The following is a 23206-nucleotide window of genomic DNA, read 5'->3' on the forward strand; positions in this document are numbered from 1 at the left end:
TTCGTATGGATATGGAATTACGAAATCGCTATGAACCCATTGTAAGGCAATATAGATTGGATACGCAGCATATGGAAGAGCACGGAAGCGTAACGAAAATTCACACAAATCAAGGTCCATATGCGCTCAAGAAAATAGAAGGCAGAAAGTTAGAGCGGAATAACTTTCTGCATCATATTCAATATTTGAAGGAGAAAGGTTTTTCAAATTATGTACCTATATACCATGCGACGGATGGAAATTATATTTTAAGTGACGGTACGTATAATTATTATTTAATGCCGTGGTTAGAACGTGCGGAAGGGAACGGCGAGGATAATGATCAATACCATAAAATGTTTCAAACTCTCGGGACATTGCATCAAAAGACGGTAAAAGAAGAGACGTATACAGAAGAAGATTTAGAAAAGCATTATACGAATATATCTGATCGCTGGGAGAATGATGGTGAAATGTTGGAAGAGTTCCTCGTAGAATCTGAAGCAAAGTGGTATATGTCTCCGTTTGAATTACAATATTGTACGTACTATCATCATGTAATGAGGGCGCGTGAGTTTGCAACGAAGCAATTAAATGAGTGGAACGATGCGATGAAAGAAAAAGAGACAACACGTATTACGTTTGTACATGGTAATGTATCACTTAATCATTTTTTATTCGACTATGAGCGTAATGGCTATTTTATTAGTTTAGAAAAATCAAAGTTTGCAACACCTGTGCAAGATATTGTAGGGTTTTATTCTCGGTCTTTAAACACATATCCAATTGCGCGAAGTGATCGGTTTGAATGGTATCAAATGTACCAAAAAAATTTCCCTTTTACGAAAGAAGAGCAACTACTCATGTTTGCGTATATGACGTATCCATCGCAATTTATTCGGCAAATCCAGTCTTATAAGAAAAGAAGAGAGCGTCGTAATGAGGAAAATGAAATTCGCGGAGTAAAGAGTTTACAACAATCGCATTGGCTCGTTAGCAATATAGAATATTTCCTTTCGCAATTACAAGCTGCCCAGCAAGGGAACGGATAAAGAAGATAAGTAGAGGGTGCTACTTATCTTCTTTTTTTGGTCCGAAAAGCTGTAGTATTAAATTTATCTTGACGAATAAGGTTTCGTTTTTTACACTATTGTATATAATAATTAACAATCATATAAATGCCTTGAAGGGGAAGAGTATAACAAGAAACGTCTTCAGAGAGGAGAATCATTAGCTGGGAGATTCTCTAGATAGTTATGTTAGAAGGTAGCCCTGGAGCATCTTTTCTGAACGGAATAGTTCTCATTAGGAAAAGACGGATTTGTCCGTTATCAAATTAAGAGTATAAGCAAATTCCTGGATTTGTTTGTAAATAAAGGTGGTACCGCGATGTCCCTCGTCCTTTTTTGGATGAGGGACATTTTTTATTTCAAGGAGGGAAAATAATGTCAAACACGGAAAAGAATTTACCAACTAAATATGATCATATGTCCGTTGAAGAAGGCCTTTATCAGTGGTGGCTAGAAGGCAAATATTTTGAAGCAACAGGAGATGAGAAGAAACAACCGTATACAATTGTAATTCCACCTCCAAACGTAACTGGTAAGTTACACTTAGGTCATGCTTGGGATACAACTCTTCAAGATATTTTAACTCGTACGAAGCGTATGCAAGGTTACGATGTATTATGGCTTCCAGGAATGGACCATGCGGGGATCGCAACACAAGCGAAAGTAGAAGGGAAACTTCGTGAAGAAGGCATTTCACGTTACGATCTTGGCCGTGAGAAATTCCTTGAAAAAGCTTGGGAATGGAAAGAAGAATACGCTTCTCACATTCGTCAACAATGGGGGAAAGTTGGTTTAGGACTAGACTACTCTCGTGAACGCTTTACGTTAGACAAAGGTTTATCTGATGCGGTTAATAAAGTATTCGTTCAATTATACGAAAAAGGCTTAATTTACCGTGGTGAATATATTATCAACTGGGATCCAGCAACACGCACAGCTCTTTCTGATATCGAAGTAATTCATAAAGAAGTTCAAGGTGCATTCTACCATATGAACTATCCGTTAACAGATGGCTCTGGACACATTCGTCTTGCAACAACTCGTCCAGAAACGATGCTTGGTGATACAGCAGTAGCGGTTCATCCAGAAGACGATCGTTACAAACATTTAATCGGAAAAACAGTTATACTTCCAATCGTAGGTCGTGAGATTCCAATTATTGCTGATGAGTATGTAGAAAAAGACTTCGGAACAGGCGTTGTAAAAATTACACCAGCTCATGACCCGAATGATTTTGAAGTAGGTAACCGTCATGACTTACCACGTATTTTAGTAATGAACGAAGATGGATCGATGAATGAAAAAGCTGGTAAGTATAACGGCATGGATCGTTTCGAGTGTCGTAAAGCGTTAGTGAAAGATTTACAAGAAGCAGGCGTATTAGTAGAAATCGAGCCTCATATGCATTCTGTAGGTCATAGTGAGCGTAGTGGTGCAGTTGTTGAGCCGTACTTATCAACACAATGGTTCGTAAAAATGGCTCCACTTGCTGAAAAAGCAGTAGCGCTTCAACAAAAAGAAGAAGAGAAAGTAACGTTCGTACCAGAGCGTTTCGAAAACACATACTTACGCTGGATGGAAAACATTCATGACTGGTGTATTTCTCGTCAGTTATGGTGGGGACACCGCATTCCAGCTTGGTATCATAAAGAAACTGGTGAAGTATACGTAGGTACAGAAGCGCCAGCAGATATTGAAAACTGGAATCAAGATAACGACGTACTTGATACATGGTTCAGTTCAGCGTTATGGCCATTCTCAACACTTGGTTGGCCAAATGAAGATGCAGCAGACTTCAAACGTTACTATTCAACAGATGCACTAGTAACTGGTTATGACATCATCTTCTTCTGGGTATCTCGTATGATTTTCCAAGGTTTAGAGTTTACAGGCGAGCGTCCATTTAAAGATGTATTAATTCATGGTTTAGTTCGTGATGAGCAAGGACGTAAAATGAGTAAATCTCTTGGTAACGGTATTGATCCAATGGACGTTATCGAGAAGTATGGTGCAGATGCAATGCGTTTCTTCTTATCAACAGGAAGTGCACCAGGTCAAGATTTACGTTTCAGCATGGAAAAAGTAGAATCTACTTGGAACTTCATTAATAAAATTTGGAATGCATCACGTTTCGTATTAATGAACATGGATGATATGAAGTATGAAGAAATCGATTTAACTGGTGAAAAATCGGTTGCGGATAAGTGGATTTTAACTCGCTTAAACGAAACGATCGAAAGCGTAACACGTAATATGGATAAATATGAGTTTGGTGAAGCTGGTCGTTCATTATACAACTTCATTTGGGACGATTTCTGTGACTGGTACATTGAAATGGCGAAACTTCCTCTATACGGTGAAGATGAAGCGGCTAAGAAAACAACTCGTTCTATTTTAGCTTACGTATTAGACCAAACAATGCGTCTATTACACCCATTCATGCCATTCGTAACAGAGAAGATTTGGCAACATTTACCGCATGAAGGCGAATCTATTACAGTAGCAGCGTGGCCAACAGTTCGCGAAGATTTACAAGATACAGAAGCTGCAGCAGAAATGCACCTTCTAGTTGATATCATTCGCTCTGTTCGTAACATCCGTGCAGAAGTTAATACGCCAATGAGCAAAAAAGTTCAAATGCAAATTAAAGCAAAAGATGAGGCTGTACTTGCTCAACTTACGAAAAACAGCTCTTACATTGAGCGTTTCTGTAACCCAAGCGAATTAACAATTCAAACGGATTTACAAGCGCCAGAAAAAGCGATGACTGCAATCGTAACAGGTGCAGAGTTATTCTTACCGTTAGCTGATCTTATCAATCTTGATGAAGAGAGAGCGCGTCTTGAGAAAGAACTTGAGAAGTTCGATAAAGAGGTAGAACGTGTACAGAAGAAACTTTCAAACCAAGGTTTCGTAGCGAAAGCTCCTGCAGCAGTTATTGAAGGAGAGCGTGCGAAAGAGCAAGATTACCTAGAAAAACGCGAAGCAGTTCGCCAACGTCTAGCAGATCTTGAGAAATAAAAATGTTTTTTAGAGACTCACTATATTGGTGAGTCTCTTTTCTTTGCGTATAATAGAATGATGAAGGTTGTCTTTTGAAAGGGGAAAGCATACGTGATACATACATACGAAGAAGCGATAGGCTGGATTCATAGTCGGTTGAAGTTTGGTATTAAACCAGGATTAGAAAGAATGAGATGGATGCTAGAAGAGCTTGGAAATCCAGAGCGTCATATAAAATGTGTTCATCTTGCTGGTACAAATGGAAAAGGTTCAACGTTAACATATATGCGCTACATGTTAGAAGACGCAAAATATAAGGTAGGGACATTTACCTCTCCTTATATTGAAACATTTAACGAACGTATTAGTGTAAACGGAACACCAATTGCAGATGAAGAGATTACTGAACTTGTAAAGATGGTAAAGCCCGTCGTTGAAAAACTAGATGAGACGGATTTAGGGGAAGCGACTGAGTTTGAAATTATTACTGTTATGGCAATTTGTTATTTCGGTAAAGTCAATTTCTGTGATGTTGTTTTATTTGAAACAGGGCTTGGAGGGCGCTTTGATTCTACGAATGTGATTCACCCTGTTCTCACGATTATTACAAATATTGGTCACGATCATATGCATATTTTAGGTAATACACTAGGAGAAATTGCATATGAAAAGGCTGGTATTATTAAGTCAGGTGTTCCGGTTATTACTGGTGTGAAAGATGAGGAAGCATTGCAAGTCATTCAAAAGGTTGCAAAGGAAAAACATGCAAACTTATACGAGATGGGCAACCATTTTACTGTGTTACATAAACAGTCTAGCGAAGATGGAGAACAGTTCGATTTCTCTTGTCCTTTCGCCTCTTTTGAAGATGTGCGAATCTCAATGAAAGGCAGTCACCAAGTAGGAAACGCAGCACTTGCATTGATGGCAGTCATGTATGTAAAAACATACTTATCATTTTTAATTGAGGAAGAAGAAATAAGAACGGGATTACAGGAAGCGTATTGGATTGGGCGCTTTGAACAATTGCAAAGTAATCCAGATATTATTATAGATGGTGCTCATAATCCAGAAGGTATTGAAAGCCTTGTGAAAACGGTAGAATCACATTATAAAGATAAAAATGTAATAGTTTTATTTACTGCCCTTGGTGATAAGCAATTGCATAATATGGTAGGGCAATTAGAAACCATTGCGGATGAAATTATTTTTACAACATTCGCCTTTGATCGTGCTATTTCTGCTGACAAGCTTGCATCGTATGCAAAGAAAGAGTCAAAATTAGTTTTTGAAAATTGGAAAGAGGCAATTGATAAGAAGGTTGAAATGATTGGAGAAAATGATGTTTTTATCATAACAGGTTCTCTTTATTTCATTTCGGAAGTTCGAAAATATATTCGCGAGAAAAACTAGATAGTCTTTGCTATCTGGTTTTTTTGTTCTACAAATGGAGTCAAATGCATACATATAAGATAAATATATAGGGTTATTTGGCGAATTCCTCTGACAAATATCTCGTTTTTTTGTGAAATGAATATGATATGATGCGGACAACGATAAGAGGTGAGGTGTGAGTGTATGGACAAGCAATCACGAACGATCTCAGTGAAAGTGAATGGAACAGAAGCAAAGTATGAGGAGAAGAAAGATGAATTTGAATGGATGGTAGTAGAAAGTGAAAGACCGAAAAACGTTGTTCCGTTTCAAAAAGCGAAATTAGTATCTAAGGAAAAAAAACGAAAGAAGTGGAGCAATACGTTAATTGCAATCGTTGCAACTGCGATTATTATTGGGACGGCGTTTGGGATGGGAATGCTACAGTTACTTAAAGGGCAAGGTGCAACAGGGGGAAGTGAAGTAACAGCTTCGAAGCAGATGCGAAATGAAGAATCAAAGGTCGGGGGAACGGCAGGACAAAAACCGGCACCAAAAGAGGAGAAACAAAAAGCGCAGACAGGAACGTCATTAGATCCAATGAAATTATTTTTTGTTCAAGGAGGAATTTATTCTTCCGAGGAAAAGGGACAGGCTGCTCTTGAAGAGTGGAAAGGTAATGGAGGCGTAGCAGCTTTAAAACCGAGCGGTGATAAGTATGCGTTAGTTGTTGGTATTGCTAGCGATGAACAAGGCATAAATCAATTAATGACGCAGTATAAAAATGAGAATGTCTCCGTATTGAAAAAGAGCTGGGAAATAACAGATAAAGTGTTACTAAAAGACGATAAAGAAGTTGGGGTATTTTTAACACAAGTACAGCCATTATATACTCATTTAGCAAAATATGCTTCTAGCGTACAAGCCAGTGGAAAAAGTAATGCAAAAGATATAGATGCGATTGAAAAAGAGTGGAAAGCGATTGAAAAAGAATGGAAAGCGATTGAAAAAGAAGGGAAAAGTATGAAGCAGGAAGAAGCAAAGAAATTGTATATGTATACGTCAGTTGCTGTGCAAACAGTGAAAGACGAAAAAGGTGATAAGGAATCTTTGGTGAAATTAAATCAAGTTATTATTGATGGTATACTTTCGTACGAAAAAATTGTTTCACAAAAGGTAAAATAATAGGATAATGAAATGACGAAGGAAGAAGTATAGGTACTTCTTTCTTTTCTTTTGAATCTAGAACAAAGTACTTTCTCTATGGCAGGAATATAATCGTATTTTAGTAAAGAAGTATTATTTTGTTTAGAGAAAATAATATTTCTTTCATTTGTGGACAAACTATTTCTTTGATAGGATTGTTGTAAATTATTCTGCTTCATGTGAGAAAGGGAGGAGAAAATATGAGAAAAATTATTTTAGCTTCAGGATCACCTCGCAGGAAGGAATTGCTTGAATTAGCAGGTGTGCCATTTGAAATTATAGTAAGTGAAGTAGAAGAAACGATAGGTGCGTATTCATCACCTGCGGATATTGTGATGTCCCTTGCTCTGCAAAAAGCATCCGTGGTAGCAGAAAATAATAGTGATCATATTGTGTTAGGTGCAGACACAATTGTTACATATGAGTCGCGTATTCTTGGAAAGCCATCTAATGAGGCTGAGGCGAAAGAAATGTTGCAATTATTATCAGGGAAAACACATGAAGTATATACTGGTGTTGCAATTATAGCAAAAGACAAAACAGTCACTTTTTATGAGCGTACAGAAGTTACGTTTTGGGAATTAACAGAAGCGGAAATTGACGCATACGTTGCATCGAAGGAACCTCTTGATAAAGCAGGAAGCTATGGGATTCAAGGAAAAGGTTCTATTTTCGTTCAACATATTCAAGGGGATTACTATAGTGTAGTCGGCCTACCAATTGCACGTCTCGTTCGGGAATTAAAACAATTTGATACTGATATAGCCCATGCGTAAAAGTGCATGGGATTTTCTTTGAGAGAACAAATAAAGGGGTGGGGAGATGAACGGTATTCGTGATGTTGTAAGGGAAGAACAGCCACGGGAGCGTTTATTGTTAGAAGGAGCTGGGAGTTTATCAAACCGAGAGCTTCTTGCAGTATTACTCAGAACAGGTTCTAAAGAAGAAACAGTTTTAAAGTTATCAGATAAAATTTTGCATCACTTTGATGGTTTACGTATGTTGAAAGACGCAACGTTAGAAGAGTTAGTTAGTATACATGGTGTTGGGATTGCGAAGGCATCACAGCTCATGGCTGCTTTTGAACTAGGTAGAAGAATGGTACGTTTAGAATATCAAAATAGATATAGCATACGAAGTCCGGAAGATTGTGCAAGATATATGATGGAAGAAATGCGGTTCCTTCAGCAGGAGCATTTTGTATGTTTATATTTGAACACAAAAAATCAAGTTATACATAGACAAACGATTTTTATTGGAAGTTTAAATACGTCAATTGTACACCCGCGAGAAGTTTTTAAAGAAGCATTTCGCCGAGCTGCAGCCTCTATCATATGTCTCCATAACCATCCCTCAGGAGATCCCACGCCGAGCCGAGAAGATATTGAAGTAACAAAGCGCTTAGTAGAATGCGGCCGGATTATCGGAATTGAAGTGCTTGATCATATTATAATAGGTGACCATAAATTCGTGAGTTTAAAGGAAAAAGGTCATATTTAAGACTATGCTTTTTACTTATTTTGTTTTATAATGTGATTTATGAGTTTTTTGTAGAAAATTATCTACAAAAAGGATAAAGATATAAAAAACGTACTGTTTTTATAATATAAAGTAAGAAAAAATGAGTCCGTGAAAACAAGAAAGGAAGATAAATAATATGTTTGGATTTGGTGGCTTTACTCGCGATCTTGGAATAGACTTAGGAACTGCGAACACGCTTGTATACGTAAAAGGAAAAGGTGTAGTGTTACGTGAACCTTCAGTAGTAGCGTTACAAACTGATACGAAACAAATCGTTGCTGTAGGTAGCGATGCGAAACAAATGATTGGTCGTACACCAGGAAACGTTGTGGCACTTCGCCCGATGAAAGACGGTGTAATTGCTGATTACGAAACAACAGCAACAATGATGAAATATTACATTCAACAAGCTCAAAAATCAAATGGATTCTTCTCACGTAAACCATACGTAATGGTATGTGTACCTTCTGGTATTACAGCTGTAGAAAGACGTGCAGTAATCGATGCGACTCGTCAAGCGGGTGCTCGTGATGCTTATCCAATCGAAGAACCATTTGCAGCAGCAATCGGTGCGAACTTACCTGTTTGGGAACCAACTGGTAGCATGGTTGTTGATATCGGTGGCGGTACAACAGAAGTTGCGATCATTTCTTTAGGTGGTATTGTAACAAGTCAATCAGTTCGTGTTGCTGGTGATGATATGGATGATTCAATCATTCAGTACATTAAGAAAAGCTACAACTTAATGATTGGTGAAAGAACAGCTGAAGCATTAAAATTAGAAATCGGTTCTGCAGGCGAGCCAGAAGGTATCGAGCCTATGGAAATTCGCGGTCGTGATTTAGTAAGTGGTTTACCAAAAACAGTACTAATTCAACCTGAAGAAATTGCAGATGCATTAAAAGATACAGTAGATGCGATTGTAGAATCAGTTAAAAATACGTTAGAGAAAACTCCACCTGAATTAGCGGCAGATATTATGGACCGCGGTATCGTATTAACAGGTGGCGGGGCATTGCTACGTAACTTAGATAAAGTTATTAGTGAAGAAACAAATATGCCGGTTCTTGTTGCAGAAGACCCATTAGATTGCGTAGCAATTGGAACGGGTAAAGCATTAGACAATATCGATCTTTTCAAAACTGCTGCTCGATAATATTGCAAAATAAAAATCAATGAAATTAAGAGGGTGTGAACGTGCCACAGTTTTTCTTAAACAAAAGATTAATTGTTTTGTTAGTTAGTATTATTCTTCTCGTGGCATTGATTGGAATCTCATTGAAAGAACGGAACAGTTTAACATGGCCAGAGCAGTTTGTTAAAGACACTGTCGGTGTTGTAGAACGTGTATTCCAAAAGCCAGCGAAATACGTAGCTGGATTCTTCGAAAATGTAGAAGATGTAAAGCGCACGTATGAAGAGAATAAAGAATTAAAAGCAAAATTAGATAATTATGCAGGCCTATCAGGAAAAGTAAAACAATTAGAAGATGATAATAGGAAACTACAAGAGTTAACGGGTAAAAAAGAGTTAAATAGCGGTTATACTGAAATTCCAGCGACTGTTGTTTCTCGTAATCCAGATAAATGGTACGATTTAATTGGAATTGATAAAGGGGCACAGCAAGGAATTAAAAAAGATATGGCTGTTATGACTTCACAAGGTTTAGTTGGACGAGTGAAAAGTGTATCTCAGTTCACATCATCAGTAGAGCTATTAAGCTCTATGAGCCGAACAAATCGTGTTTCTGCTATCGTACAAGGAAATGAGAAAATCTTTGGATTGATTGAAGGTTACGACAAAGAAAAACACTTACTTCTTTTCACAAAGATTGGCTCTGATGCAAACGTAAAAGCAGACCAATTAGTAGTAACATCTGGACTTGGTGATATTTTCCCAAGAGGTCTTGTAATTGGAACAATCGTTGATGTTCAGCCGGATGCATACGGCCTAACACAAACAGCTTATGTAAAACCTGCCGCTGATTTAAATGACGTAGAGCATATTATGGTTGCTAAACGTGAAACGCCTTCAGCGCCATTAGAATAGGAGGGAGAGAAGAGATGATGAAGATTTTAAAAAGAGCAGCTCTTCCTCTTTTGCTCCTTTTTGTTTTTTTATTTGAAAATATGTTTGCTACTATTGTTCCAACAGAGGTTTTTTGGAAAGACAGTATAGCAGCACCTCATTTCTTTATCATTGTGTTATGTTTTGTTACTGTGTACTATAGTCCGGTCCAAGGGATTTATTACGGACTATTATTTGGGTTCTTATTTGATACCGTATACACAGAACTTGTCGGTATATATATTTTTGCATATCCGATTTTAGCTTATTTAGTTTATAGTGTGATGAAGGTACTACAATTGAATTTATTTATTGTTGCTTCTATCGTACTAGCTAGCATTGTAGCATTAGAGTATTATGTGTATGGATTTTTAACTTTGTTAGGACGTACTCATATGTCGGCGTATGTCTTTTTCACAGATCGTCTCCTTTCTACTTTATTGCTAAATGCAATTTTCTTATTGATAGTTTGTTTCCCACTGAGACGATATTTAGTGCGTCTTTCAAAAGCGATGGAAGAAAAAGAAAAAAGGATTTTCTAATTTTATGTCGAATTGAATCGGTGGGGTGAACTTTAGTGGAAGAAAAAAAGCAACAAAATGTAACAATAAAAGGGACAAAAGACGGAATAACGCTTCATTTAGATGATTGTTGTTCATTCTCTGAATTGCTGAAAGAATTGGATGAAAAGCTTTCTACACATTACTATGATGGTGATGGGCGCTCTTTAATTGAAGTGCATGTGAAAGTGGGAAATCGTTATTTAACAGAGGTCCAACAAGAAGAGATTCGTACGTTAATTCGTAATAAAAAGAATCTGGTTGTGGATTCGATTGAAAGTGATGTTATAACGAAAGCAGAAGCAATAGCTTGGAAAGAAGAAACAGAAATTGTCCCTATTTCCAAAATTGTTCGCTCTGGACAAGTTTTACATGTAAAAGGAAATTTATTGTTAATTGGAGATGTTAATCCAGGCGGAACGGTTATCGCTGGGGGGAATATTTTTGTCGTGGGATCATTAAGAGGAATTGCACATGCTGGGTATTATGGGGATTCGGATGCTGTAATCGCTGCATCTGTTATGAACCCGATGCAACTTCGAATTAGTGATGTGGCAATGCGGGCTCCGGAAGAGAAAGAAGACGGAGCGGAGGCGGCAGAATGTGCGTATATTAATGAGAACAATCACATTGTTGTCGATCGACTGCAACTTCTCACTCATCTTAGACCTAATTTAACAAAGTTAGAAAGGGGAATTGTATAGCTGTGGGAGAGGCAATAGTAATTACATCTGGAAAAGGCGGTGTAGGTAAAACTACAACGTCTGCGAACATTGGTACAGCCCTGGCGTTATCTGGAAAGAAAGTGTGCTTAATTGACACAGATATCGGTCTTCGAAACTTAGACGTAGTAATGGGGCTGGAAAATCGTATTGTATTTGATCTTGTTGATGTCGTTGAAGGGCGTTGCCGTTTACCTCAGGCTCTTATTAAAGATAAACGTTTTGATGATCTTTATTTATTACCTGCAGCCCAAACGAGTGATAAATCAGCGGTAACACCTGAACAAATGGATGAATTAATACAAGTATTACGTCAAGATTATGATTACATATTAATTGATTGTCCTGCGGGGATTGAGCAGGGATTTAAAAACGCGGTAGCTGGTGCGGATAAAGCAATCGTTGTTACGACACCAGAAGTATCCTCAATGCGCGATGCAGATCGTATTATCGGGCTTTTAGAAAAAGAGGATATTGAACCACCGAAACTTGTTATTAACCGTGTGCGTAGTCATATGCTTCATGAACAGGATATGTTAGATGTTGATGAAATCGTACGTACATTGTCAATCGAGCTTCTTGGTGTTGTAGAAGATGATGATGAAGTTATTCGTGCTACAAATACAGGTGAACCTGTAGCGTTGCAACCGAGCGGAAAAGCAGCGTTAGCTTATCGCAATATTGCAAGACGTTTGTTGGGTGAGAATGTCCCATTACAAGCATTCGAACAAGAAAAGGTATCGGTATTTACAAAGATGAAAAACTTCTTTGGAATCCGTTAAAAGCACTTCGCATATTTGCGGAGTGCTTTCTTTTTTCTTCACACGAATATCTTCCTTTCCTAGCTCATACATATGTACAAACTGTATACAACTGTTTCTATTTAAATTAGCTTAACGAAAGAAAGGAGACAGTATGAAGAATAGACGTGTAGAAGAAATTAAAAAACGGATTGCGAAAAGGAAGGCGGAGCAAGAAAGGATGGAGGAAGAGCAGTATTTTGCTGGAGGGAATTTTGATAGTGAAACAGTATTTATTGAAGATGGAGAAAAGGAAATTCATCCTTTGTTTCGAAAAGAAGTATTTTTCTTCAAAGTTTTATTATCAGCAATATTAGTTCTTTCTGTCGCTATTTTATATAAGAATGCCCCCCCTTCTTTCGGCGGTGCTAAAGCTGTTACAGAAAAAGTGATGAAGGAAGAATTTCAGTTTGCTACTGTAGCGAAATGGTACGAAAAGCAGTTTGGAAAACCTCTCGTATTCTATTCGCCTAATGAGAAAAAAGAAGGAACCATTCAGCAAAAAGATTATGCAATCCCTGCTTCCGGAAAGGTGATGCAAGGGTTTCAAAAAAATGGCCAAGGTGTATTTGTTCAAACAGCTACAAATGCAACTGTTGAGTCAGTAAATGAAGGATTAGTTGTTTTTGCAGGCAAGAAAGAGGAACTTGGTAATACAGTTCAAATTCAGCATGCGGATGGAACGGAGTCATGGTATGCAAATTTAAATGATATGTCAGTGAAATTATATGATTACGTTTCAAAGAAACAAAAAATTGGAACAGTGAACAATGATGCAAATAATAAAAATGGTAAGTTTTATTTTGCGATAAAAAAGAATGAAAAATTTATCGACCCGATTCAGGTGATTTCATTTGATTAAATATAGAGATGTTTTAACGAAGATTTCAGTGCATCCGTTGTTTTGGGTTATTATTGTCATTGGTATTTTTACGGCGCGTTTTAAAGAGTTACTACTGTTATTTTGTATCGTCCTCATCCATGAACTCGGGCATGCTTTTGCAGCTGCGCACTATAATTGGCGTATTAAAAAGATTCAACTTTTACCGTTTGGTGGTGTAGCTGAGCTTGAGGAACATGGGAATAAGTCTTTGAAAGAGGAGCTTGTTGTCGTAATTGCAGGACCTATTCAACATATTTGGATGATGGCGGTAGGATATATGTTGTTTGCAGTTGGTTGGCTTGATGCGGATTTATATTATTTCTTTATGTGGAATAATATAATTATTTTAGCGTTTAATTTACTACCTATTTGGCCGCTTGATGGTGGGAAAGTATTGTTTAACGTATTATCATATCGTTTTCCTTATTTACAAGCACATGAAAAGATGATGAAATTATCATGTGTTTTTTTTAGTGTAATACTAGGATGGCAGTTACTTTGGAATAGTAACAATATTATGATGTGGATACTACTCATATTTTTAGCGGTGTCATTATATCAAGAATGGAAACAAAGACGGTATGCATTTATGCGTTTTTTATTAGAACGTTATTATGGGAACAAAAGAGGAATTGAAAAGATTGCACCTATTGAGGTGCAAACAGAAGATCGTTTATATACAATCTTCACAAAATTTCGTAGAGGGTATAAGCACTCTATTATCGTCCATGGAAAATATAAAGAACATTACACATTGGATGAAAATGAATTGCTTTATGCATATTTTACTGAAAAACGAACAACTTCATCTGTTGAAGAATTAATCGGTTAGTGTTGACGTTAGCACTAACCTTTTATTATTGTAAAAGCAAAGAAGATTATAAAGTGAGGAAAGAATTTTGAAAACGTTATATATGAACTATGCTGGATCGGAAAAACGCGTTGCAATTGAAGAGAAGAAGAAAATTGTTGAGTTTTTATGGAAACGAAATGAAGAACAAGAGATCGTTGGGCATATTTATGTTGGACGTATCGTAAGAACAATTGCTGGAATGAACGCAGCTTTTGTAAATATCGGTTTAGAAAAACATGCGTATCTTTCATACGATGATGTACCATCTTCTTATCGTATACATGAAGGACAAGCGGTGCTCGTACAAGTTGTGAAAGAGGCAATTGATACGAAAGGGCCAAAATTGACAGCGAACATAGAATTTACCGGGAAATATGTCGTTTATATGCCATATGATGAAATGCGCGCGGTTTCTCGGAAAATAAAAAACAATAAAAGAAGGCAACAACTACTCCAAATTGAAGTGGAAGGGACAGGAGGTTATATTTTCCGCTCTGCTTCTGAAAAAGGAGAAATTGAAGAAATACAAGCTGAAATGCAAAGGTTACAGCAGTTATATGAAGAGTTAAAAAGAAAAGAGGGCCAAGGAAAGGCACCGTTACTACTTCATCGACCGGCGACTTTTTTAGATCGTGTATTTCAAGAGAATCCGATTGAAACGATTGAAAAAGTAATTGTAGATACAAGAAGTATAGTAAAAGAGTTAGAAGAAAAAGTCGGAAAAGAAAAAGTGTCTTTTTATAATGAAAAGTCTTCGATATTCAATCATTTTGGAATAGAGCGTGAAATAGAGAAAGCACTTCAAAAAATTGTGTGGCTCCCAAATGGTGCTTATTTAATTGTGGAACAAATGGAGACGATGACTGTAATTGATGTAAATACGGGCAAGTTTACTGGAAAGCAGAATTTACAAGATACAGTCCTTCGTACAAATGAAGTGGCTGCTGAAGAGATAGCGCGTCAATTAAGACTGCGTGATATCGGTGGTATGATATTAATTGATTTTATTAATATGAAAAGAAGAGAAGATAAAGAAAAAATAAGAGAATGTCTCATCGCTGCTATGCAACATGATCGTACATATACAAGGGTGCTTGGGTTTACAGAGTTAGGGATTTTAGAGATGACGCGTAAACGTAAAAAACATTCTTTACGTGACGTATTACTAGAAGAGTGTGTACCGTGCAAAGCGACGGGGTATGTGATGTCATATGAAACAATTGCGTATGAGCTAGAGAGAGAGCTAATTACATATGGAAGTATAGAGGATGAGGCGGTATTAATTGCTGCGCCTAAAGAACTGCAAAAACAATTTTTGCAAAAAGAATTACAAAAAAATATTCCATTTGAAATTTATTTCAAAGATGATATGATCGAAAAGTACGCTATTATCCGTTTTGGAAGTAAAAAAGAAATTATAGAACGGAAAAAATAGTTAGTAGAAGATTCATTGACAATAGTCAACGAATTATGGTAACATCTTTATGTTATAGTTTATAGCACCTAAACGGCTATATGCTACAACCGCACAAGACAGGTTCCCTAAAGGCATTTATGTCTACCTCGTTTTTGGCGAGTCTTAGTAATTAAGAGGAGGTGCAAGTATGTACGCAATTATCGAAACAGGTGGAAAACAAATTAAAGTTGAAGCTGGTCAAGCAATCTACATTGAAAAATTAGATGTTGAAGCTGGTGAAACTGTTACTTTTGACAAAGTTCTTTTCGTTGGTGGCGAAAACGTTAAAGTTGGTAGCCCAGTTGTAGAAGGTGCAACAGTTACTGCGAAAGTTGAAAAACAAGGTCGCGCTAAGAAAATCATCGTTTTCAAATACAAAGCGAAAAAGAACAATCGTAAGAAACAAGGTCATCGTCAACCTTACACTAAGCTAGTTGTTGAAGCTATCAACGCTTAATCCAGGTTAACATGATTAAAATTACGATAAGTCGCACGAAATTAGGAAGTATCCAATCATTTAAAATGACTGGACATGCCGATTATGCGCCACATGGACAAGATCTTGTCTGTGCTGGAACTACAGCGGTTGTGTTTGGTTCTATAAATGCAGTGGAAGAACTTTGTAATGTGCAGGCAACTATTGAACTCGGAAGTGATGGCGGATTCTTAACGTATGAATTGCCTAATGATTTAGACGTTCATGCAGCAGAAAAAGCACAAACGCTTTTAGAAGGATTAGTTGTTTCGCTTAAGACGATCGAACTTGATTACGGAAAGTATATCCGTTTAATAGAAAAAGTGCAGGAGGTGTAACGTATGTTAAGATTAGATCTTCAGTTTTTCGCATCTAAGAAAGGTGTAGGTAGTACAAAGAACGGTCGTGACTCTCAGTCAAAACGTCTTGGTGCTAAACGCGCAGATGGTCAAACGGTTTCAGGTGGTTCAATTCTTTACCGTCAACGCGGTACAAAAATTTATCCAGGTGTTAACGTTGGTCGTGGTGGCGATGACACTTTATACGCGAAAGTTGACGGCGTAGTACGCTTTGAGCGTCTTGGCCGTGACCGCAAACAAGTGAGCGTATATCCTGTTGCTCAAGAAGCATAAGAACTCACGGAAAACTCTAACCTGAGTGCAGGTTAGAGTTTTTCTATATTAAGGGGTATCTAAATGAATGAAAAATGGACAATTATAGATGCATTGCGCCATTCAAGACATGATTGGCTCAATCGTATGCAGATGGTGAAAGGAAACCTCTCCCTTGGAAAAGTGGAGGAAATTCATAGTCTCATCGATCGTTTTGTCCAAGAAGCGAGACAAGAATCCAATCTGATTGGGCTATCTATGCCTTTATTTTCAGAGTGGATTTTAACATATAATTGGAAACAGCAGCCGTGCTTATTGGAGTACGAAGTATTAGGGGAATTACATAACTTATCTCACTTAGATGAGACTGTATGTACATGGACGAATCAATTTTTCTCAATACTTCAGCATAGTTTAGACGTATATGTTGAAAATTATGTTTGTATCACAATTGAATGTGACGCGGAGAATGCTCGTTTCTTTTTTGATTTTCGTGGTAAGCTAACGAGTGTAGAAGAACTACAGAATTGGCTTGCGAACCAAAACAATAAATGGTATTCCATTTCTTATACAGTAAGAGACGAAGAAGTCTCAGTTATATTACAACCAATTGAAAAAAGTGTGGTGAAATAATGTTTGTAGATCAGGTCAAGATATATGTAAAAGGCGGCGACGGTGGTAACGGTATGGTTGCGTATCGTCGTGAGAAGTATGTACCTAAAGGTGGCCCAGCAGGTGGCGACGGTGGTAAAGGTGCAGATGTTGTTTTCGTTGTTGAGGAAGGCTTACGTACATTAATGGACTTCCGCTACCAACGTCATTTCAAAGCTGATCGTGGTCAGCACGGAATGAGTAAAGGTCAGCACGGGCGTAAATCTGAAGATTTACTTGTAAAGGTTCCGCCAGGAACAGTAGTAAAAGATGAAAAAACTGGGCAAATTCTTGCCGATTTAGTAACGCATGGACAAACTGCTGTAATTGCAAAAGGTGGCCGCGGTGGCCGTGGTAACTCACGTTTCGCAACAGCTACAAATCCAGCGCCAGAAATCGCTGAGAACGGGGAACCAGGTCAAGAGCGTGATGTCATTCTAGAACTTAAAGTACTAGCAGACGTTGGGCTTGTTGGATTCCCAAGTGTAGGTAAATCTACATTATTATCTGTTGTATCATCAGCACGTCCGAAAATTGCAGAGTATCACTTTACAACAATCGTTCCGAATCTTGGTGTTGTTGAAACTGGTGATAATCGCAGCTTCGTTATGGCTGACCTTCCTGGACTAATTGAAGGCGCACATGCAGGCGTTGGACTTGGGCACCAATTCTTACGTCATATTGAGCGTACGCGTGTAATCGTGCATGTTATTGATATGTCTGGTTTAGAAGGCCGTGATCCATATGAAGATTACGTAACGATTAATAATGAATTAAAAGAATACAATCTTCGCTTAACTGAGCGTCCACAAGTTGTTGTTGCAAACAAAATGGATATGCCAGATGCAGAAGAGAACTTACAAGGCTTTAAAGAGAAAGTGGGAGACGAAGTAAAAATCTTCCCAATCTCAGCTGTAACGAAACAAGGTGTTCGTGACTTACTGTTTGAAGTAGCGAACTTAATAGAAACAACACCTGAATTCCCGATACATGACGTTGCGGATGAGTCTGACACAAGTGTAATGTACAAATTTGATACTGAAGGTGTTAAATTTGAAATTACACGTGAAAGTGATGGCACGTTTGTTATCTCTGGTTACGATATTGAGAAAACATTCAAAATGACAGACTTCTCACGTGATGAATCTATACGTCGTTTCGCTCGTCAAATGCGCGGAATGGGTATTGATGAAGCGCTTCGTGCACGTGGTGCAAAAGACGGAGATATTGTAAAAATTCTTGAATATGAATTTGAATTTATCGACTAAGACTGCCGAAATATGGCAGTCTTTTTTTTATATCGTAAAAGTCGGATTCATACAGGAAAAAATCCCCACTAATTAAATTTTCAATTTATAATAGAAAAGGAGTGGTTTTATAAGAATTTTTTATGGGGAGAAAACGAACATGTATAAAATATTAATTGTAGAAGACGATGAGAAAATAGCGGGAATATTAGAAGAGCATTTAGAAAGGTATGGCTATCAATCATTTAGAGCAAGTGATTTACGACATATAAAGGATGAGTTTGTAAAAGTAAATCCACATCTCGTATTACTTGATATTAACTTACCGTATTTTGATGGTTTCTATTGGTGTCGCCAAATCCGCAGTGTATCGAATGCACCAATTATTTTTGTTTCTGCAAGAACAGGGGAAATGGATCAAGTAATGGCAATCGAAAATGGCGGAGATGATTACATTACGAAGCCATTCCATTTAGACATTGTAATGGCTAAGGTGAAAAGTGCACTTCGACGTGGGTATGGTGAGTACGCTTCTGCGGCAGAAAGTGATTGTTTAGGTGTAAATGGATTGTTGTTATTCCCATCCCAGCACGTTGTTGAATGGCAAGGGGAACAAACAGAACTGACAAAAAATGAATTTTACTTATTAGAGTGTTTAATGAAACAAGCAAATCAATATGTAACGCGTGAAGAACTGTTAGAAGCCTTATGGGATGAAGTAGCTTTTGTTGATGATAATACATTAACCGTAAATGTAAAACGTGTAAGGAAGAAACTAGAGGAGCTAGGCATTAAAAATGCAATTGTAACGAAACGTGGATATGGTTATGCGCTTCTTACAGAGTGGGGAGAAGGGCATGAAGGTTAAAAATTACCTCATGGACCGTTTTTCTTTAATTCTTTCTTATATTGTTAGCCTTTGTTTATTTGGGCTCGTTTTGCAGTTGCAAAGTCTTTTAGAAAAGAGATCGATTGATTGGAGTACATGGTTATACGGGCTTTTATTAGGTGCAGTTGTGTTTACTGTATACCTCATTTATGATTACCGAAAACGAAATGTGTTTTTAAAGAGGATCGAAAAGTATGTTACTGGCGGAAATACATTACATGATTCATTACTTATTGATACTTCTTATACGTCAGAACAAGAGATGGTCGTCGAATCGTTTACGCTATTAAGACAGCAATATATGAATGAAGTTCATAAACAGCATGCGAAAGAGCAACAGCAAATGATATTTATGAACCAATGGATTCATCAAATGAAAACACCAGTATCGGTTATAGAATTGTTATTACAGAAGTTTGGTAAAGAGCATCGTGAAGCAAGAGCATCCGTTGAAAGTATCCGCGAAGAAAATAACCGCATACTTAATGGTTTAGATTTAGCGTTACATATGGCAAGATTAGAGCAATTTGCGAAAGATTATAAAGTAGAAGTAGTAAATGTGATAGATATCATTCGAGGTATTATTAATGAAAATAGAAAGGCTTTCATTCAATCGTCTGTATTTCCGAAAGTGATGTTTGAGGAAGATATTTGTATGGTTGCATCCGATAGAAAATGGCTCAGTATTGCTATAGGTCAAATTGTTGTAAATGCAATTAAGTATACAAAAATCGCAGAAGCAGAGAAAAAGGAAATTCAATTTCAAATTGAAGAGAAAGACCAAAAGGTGTTATTACATATTAAGGACAATGGAATCGGTATCCCAGAGCAAGATGTAAAGCGTATATTTGATCCATTCTTTACGGGAATAAATGGTCGTAAAACGAGAGAAGCGACTGGAATGGGTTTATATATTACGAAGGAAATTTGTGATAATTTACATCACAGTATTTATGTGCAATCGGCTGAAGGCGAAGGGACAACATTCACGTTCCAATTTGCAAAAGATGAAGAATATCATGCATTAATGAGAAAAATGACAAAACTGTAAGATAACAAAACGTTTTGTAAGGGAAATCACTCGTTTCTTTTTCTTATTTTTCTTATAGTAAATGTAAGAAGAAAACACATAGGGGGATTAGAAATGAGTGTTCTTGAAGTAAAAGGATTAACGAAGGTGTACCAATCAAAAGGTTCAGTAGCGACGACTGCTTTAAACGATATAAATTTTAAAATAGAAGAAGGCGAATTTGTGGGGATTATGGGTCCTTCAGGAAGCGGGAAAACAACGCTTTTAAATTTATTAGCAACAATTGATAAGCAAACTTCAGGTCATGTGCTTGTAAATGGTGAAGAAATTAATCAAATGCGTGCTGCAAAATTAGCGGAGTTTCGCCGTACACATTTAGGGTTCATCTTCCAAGATTTTAACTTACTTGATACGTTATCGATTAAAGAAAATATTATTTTACCGCTTGTCATGGCTAAGAGATCTGTAAATGAAATCGATGCGAAAGTACTGGAAATTGCAAAGTTTTTAAACATCGAAGAAATCTTAAATAAAAAAGTATATGAAGTATCAGGCGGACAACAACAACGTGCAGCAGCTGCGAGAGCGATTATTCATGACCCGACGTTAATTTTAGCGGATGAGCCAACTGGAAACTTAGATTCTAAGTCGGCGAAATCATTAATGAGCGCGTTGCAAGACTTGCATGAACAAAAGAAAGTAACAATTGCAATGGTAACGCATGATCCAGTAGCGGCGAGTTATTGCGAACGTATTCTTTTCATTCGTGATGGAGAGATTTTCTCAGAAATACATAAGGGAAGAACGAAACAAGCCTTTTTCCAAGAAATTCTGGACGTACTTGCGATGCTAGGAGGGGAATATCATGAACTTTCGCCAGCTCGCGCTTAATAATGTAAAAGGAAATTGGCGTAATTATAAAGCGTTTCTTATTAGCAGTTGTTTATCGATTGTCGTATTTTTCATGTATGCTTCCTTCATTTATCATCCAGATGTCGTAAGTGGTAATATTAGTATGAGGGACATGATTTCAAAAGGGTTAGAATCGATGAATTATATTGTAGTCATCTTCTCAGCACTCTTTATTTTATATGCAAATTCAACATTTTTACGAGCAAGGAAAAAAGAGTTTGGTCTATTAACATTAATAGGCGGAACGAAATCTCAACTTGGCCGAATGATTATATTAGAACAGCTTATGTTAGGTAGTATTGCAATTGTAGTAGGTATTGGGCTTGGTATGCTTTGTTCAAAATTATTCTTCCAAGCATTAAGCGTAATATTGAAAATAGATAAAACACTTCCACTCGTATGGAATAGTAAAGCAGTTTTGATTACAGCGGGTATATACTTTATTCTATTTTTAATCCTATCATTGTTTAGCGTTTGGACAGTAGGACGCTTGCAAATTATTGATCTATTAAGGGAAGCAAGAAAACAAAAAGTAGAACCTTTTGCATTTACATGGTTATGTGTAGTTGGTATAGCATGTATTATTGTTGCATATGTACTTAGCTTCCAAGTAACATTTATGAATTTTATCATTCTGTTTTTACCGATTGTAGGGCTGACGATAGGCGGAACTTATTTATTGTTTACACAAGGTAGTATAGTCGTATTAAAGGCGTTACAAAAACGAAAAAAATCTTTTTATACATATCCAAATATGTTCGTACTTAGCAATCTGATTTATAAAATGAAAGATAATGCTCGTTTTCTATTTGTAATTTCTATCATTACGGCCGTTGTATCTTCAGCAGTGGGTACACTGTACGTATTCTTTGAGGATATGAGTTATAAGACAGTAACTAGTACCCCGCATGCTATTTCGTATGAGGAAAAGGGGATTAATGCGCATAATGTTATAAAAGAAGGAAAGACAAAAGAATTAATAAAAAAACATGGATTTGAAGAAGCACGAGAAGTAACGTACGTCAAACTTCCTGGAACTCAAAAAATCACGATGTTTAACAGTGAACATGAAGTACCAATGGCGATCGTTTCAGAAAAAGAATATAACGCTGAAGTACGTAAACAAAAGAGAGAGCAAGTTAGAGAAGTTCATAATGCACCAGGTAGTGCAACGATGGTCATAATGGATATGGCGAACGATATGATGAAGATAGATCGTACGAAACCGTATGAAATTAAAATTAACGGACAAAAGCAATCTGTTCAATTAAATGAGCCAACTTCATTTTCTGTTTTTAATGATAGTGAATATCTCATTGTGAATAATCAAGATTTTGAGAAATACGCAAAGCTCGTACCGGATGAAGAAAAGACGAAATATTACGGTTATTATATAGAAGACTGGAAAAGTACCGAAGATCTCGTATTAGATTTGAAAAAGGAGATTGCACCAGATAAGCAAGAGGAATTGCATAACTCGGTGCTCGCTTATAAAAATATAAGGGAATCAGGAGCAATTACAATGTTTATCGGTTTCTTCGTAGCGGTACTATTCTTCTTCTTCGCTTGTAGTATGACGTACTTTAAATGGTTTAACGATAAAGAACAAGATCGTATTCAATTTAAATCGTTAAAGAGAATCGGTATGACAGACAAAGAAATTCGTAAAATTGCAATTCGACAAATGGGCGTTATCTTCTTTATCCCAATTTTAATTGGTGCCATTCATAGTGGGTTTGCTCTTCATACGTTAGGGAAAATGCTTTATCTCGATTTATGGAAATCAGGTGCGATTGTAATTGGAGCATACATTGTAGCTTCTGCGATTTACTTTATAATCGCGCAAAGAGGATATTTGAAGCACGTGCAAAGCTAGAGAAATCTCTAGCTTTTTGCC

The 23206-nt window shown here is 37.1% G+C and carries 23 protein-coding genes and 2 other annotated features; all 23 genes read left to right on the forward strand.

Annotated features, from left to right (window positions below; all coding sequences use genetic code 11):
- The first annotated feature begins 5 nt into the window (after window positions 1-5).
- Window positions 6-1031, forward strand: a complete 1026-nt coding sequence (ysxE, locus tag DN390_RS04495; protein ID WP_147806700.1) for a spore coat protein YsxE — start codon at window positions 6-8, stop codon at window positions 1029-1031.
- A gap of 122 nt (window positions 1032-1153) precedes the next feature.
- Window positions 1154-1386, forward strand: a binding site (T-box leader).
- A 38-nt stretch (window positions 1387-1424) separates the two neighbouring features.
- A complete protein-coding gene (locus tag DN390_RS04500; protein WP_147806701.1) occupies window positions 1425-4070 on the forward strand; it encodes a valine--tRNA ligase in 2646 nt (881 codons plus the stop codon).
- Between the two features lie 93 nt (window positions 4071-4163).
- Window positions 4164-5465 (forward strand): bifunctional folylpolyglutamate synthase/dihydrofolate synthase, encoded by a 1302-nt coding sequence (locus tag DN390_RS04505; RefSeq protein WP_060632409.1) that lies wholly within the window; start codon window positions 4164-4166, stop codon window positions 5463-5465.
- Window positions 5466-5630: 165 nt separating this feature from the next.
- On the forward strand, window positions 5631-6611 hold the full coding sequence (locus DN390_RS04510) for a stage II sporulation protein B (protein WP_147806702.1): 981 nt from the start codon (window positions 5631-5633) through the stop codon (window positions 6609-6611).
- A 221-nt stretch (window positions 6612-6832) separates the two neighbouring features.
- A complete protein-coding gene (locus tag DN390_RS04520) occupies window positions 6833-7408 on the forward strand; it encodes a Maf family protein (RefSeq protein ID WP_060632407.1) in 576 nt (191 codons plus the stop codon).
- A gap of 46 nt (window positions 7409-7454) precedes the next feature.
- Complete coding sequence (radC, locus tag DN390_RS04525; protein ID WP_060632406.1) at window positions 7455-8132, forward strand: DNA repair protein RadC; 678 nt, start codon at window positions 7455-7457, stop codon at window positions 8130-8132.
- A 157-nt stretch (window positions 8133-8289) separates the two neighbouring features.
- Window positions 8290-9309, forward strand: a complete 1020-nt coding sequence (gene mreB / locus DN390_RS04530; RefSeq protein WP_000466737.1) for a cell shape-determining protein MreB — start codon at window positions 8290-8292, stop codon at window positions 9307-9309.
- A gap of 41 nt (window positions 9310-9350) precedes the next feature.
- Window positions 9351-10202 carry a rod shape-determining protein MreC gene (gene mreC / locus DN390_RS04535; RefSeq protein WP_147806703.1) on the forward strand — a complete coding sequence of 284 codons (852 nt, stop codon included), beginning with the start codon at window positions 9351-9353 and terminating at the stop codon, window positions 10200-10202.
- 14 nt (window positions 10203-10216) lie between these two features.
- Window positions 10217-10762 carry a rod shape-determining protein MreD gene (gene mreD / locus DN390_RS04540; protein WP_060632404.1) on the forward strand — a complete coding sequence of 182 codons (546 nt, stop codon included), beginning with the start codon at window positions 10217-10219 and terminating at the stop codon, window positions 10760-10762.
- A 35-nt stretch (window positions 10763-10797) separates the two neighbouring features.
- Window positions 10798-11484: a septum site-determining protein MinC gene (gene minC, locus DN390_RS04545; protein WP_060632403.1), complete on the forward strand. Its 687-nt coding sequence runs from the start codon at window positions 10798-10800 to the stop codon at window positions 11482-11484.
- A gap of 2 nt (window positions 11485-11486) precedes the next feature.
- The gene (minD, locus tag DN390_RS04550; RefSeq protein WP_000503310.1) at window positions 11487-12284 is read left to right on the forward strand and encodes a septum site-determining protein MinD; all 798 of its coding nucleotides are present in this window, start codon (window positions 11487-11489) and stop codon (window positions 12282-12284) included.
- 133 nt (window positions 12285-12417) lie between these two features.
- A complete protein-coding gene (gene spoIVFA, locus DN390_RS04555; protein ID WP_060632402.1) occupies window positions 12418-13164 on the forward strand; it encodes a stage IV sporulation protein SpoIVFA in 747 nt (248 codons plus the stop codon).
- Window positions 13157-14017, forward strand: coding sequence for a stage IV sporulation intramembrane metalloprotease SpoIVFB (gene spoIVFB, locus DN390_RS04560; protein WP_147806704.1), 861 nt, complete (start codon window positions 13157-13159; stop codon window positions 14015-14017). The genes spoIVFA and spoIVFB overlap by 8 nt, the downstream gene beginning before the upstream one ends.
- Window positions 14018-14084: 67 nt before the next feature.
- The gene (locus DN390_RS04565) at window positions 14085-15473 is read left to right on the forward strand and encodes an Rne/Rng family ribonuclease (protein ID WP_147806705.1); all 1389 of its coding nucleotides are present in this window, start codon (window positions 14085-14087) and stop codon (window positions 15471-15473) included.
- Window positions 15474-15550: 77 nt separating this feature from the next.
- Window positions 15551-15628 (forward strand) — a sequence feature (ribosomal protein L21 leader region).
- Window positions 15629-15642: 14 nt separating this feature from the next.
- Window positions 15643-15951: a 50S ribosomal protein L21 gene (gene rplU / locus DN390_RS04570; protein ID WP_000270907.1), complete on the forward strand. Its 309-nt coding sequence runs from the start codon at window positions 15643-15645 to the stop codon at window positions 15949-15951.
- Window positions 15952-15962: 11 nt separating this feature from the next.
- Complete coding sequence (locus DN390_RS04575; protein ID WP_001973720.1) at window positions 15963-16307, forward strand: ribosomal-processing cysteine protease Prp; 345 nt, start codon at window positions 15963-15965, stop codon at window positions 16305-16307.
- Window positions 16308-16310: 3 nt separating this feature from the next.
- Window positions 16311-16601, forward strand: a complete 291-nt coding sequence (rpmA, locus tag DN390_RS04580; protein ID WP_000944957.1) for a 50S ribosomal protein L27 — start codon at window positions 16311-16313, stop codon at window positions 16599-16601.
- 63 nt (window positions 16602-16664) lie between these two features.
- Window positions 16665-17213: a sporulation initiation phosphotransferase B gene (locus DN390_RS04585; RefSeq protein ID WP_060632399.1), complete on the forward strand. Its 549-nt coding sequence runs from the start codon at window positions 16665-16667 to the stop codon at window positions 17211-17213.
- Complete coding sequence (obgE, locus tag DN390_RS04590; RefSeq protein WP_060632398.1) at window positions 17213-18499, forward strand: GTPase ObgE; 1287 nt, start codon at window positions 17213-17215, stop codon at window positions 18497-18499. Before DN390_RS04585 ends, obgE begins: the two co-directional genes overlap by 1 nt.
- A 139-nt stretch (window positions 18500-18638) precedes the next feature.
- Window positions 18639-19346 carry a response regulator transcription factor gene (locus DN390_RS04595; RefSeq protein WP_060632397.1) on the forward strand — a complete coding sequence of 236 codons (708 nt, stop codon included), beginning with the start codon at window positions 18639-18641 and terminating at the stop codon, window positions 19344-19346.
- Window positions 19336-20418, forward strand: a complete 1083-nt coding sequence (locus DN390_RS04600) for a HAMP domain-containing histidine kinase (protein ID WP_147806706.1) — start codon at window positions 19336-19338, stop codon at window positions 20416-20418. Before DN390_RS04595 ends, DN390_RS04600 begins: the two co-directional genes overlap by 11 nt.
- Window positions 20419-20511: 93 nt before the next feature.
- Window positions 20512-21288: an ABC transporter ATP-binding protein gene (locus DN390_RS04605; RefSeq protein WP_060632395.1), complete on the forward strand. Its 777-nt coding sequence runs from the start codon at window positions 20512-20514 to the stop codon at window positions 21286-21288.
- Complete coding sequence (locus tag DN390_RS04610; RefSeq protein WP_060632394.1) at window positions 21263-23185, forward strand: ABC transporter permease; 1923 nt, start codon at window positions 21263-21265, stop codon at window positions 23183-23185. The genes DN390_RS04605 and DN390_RS04610 overlap by 26 nt, the downstream gene beginning before the upstream one ends.
- Window positions 23186-23206 lie beyond the last annotated feature (21 nt).

The sequence above is a fragment of the Bacillus sp. SH7-1 genome, assembly GCF_008042405.1.
GTDB lineage: Bacteria > Bacillota > Bacilli > Bacillales > Bacillaceae_G > Bacillus_A > Bacillus_A thuringiensis_N.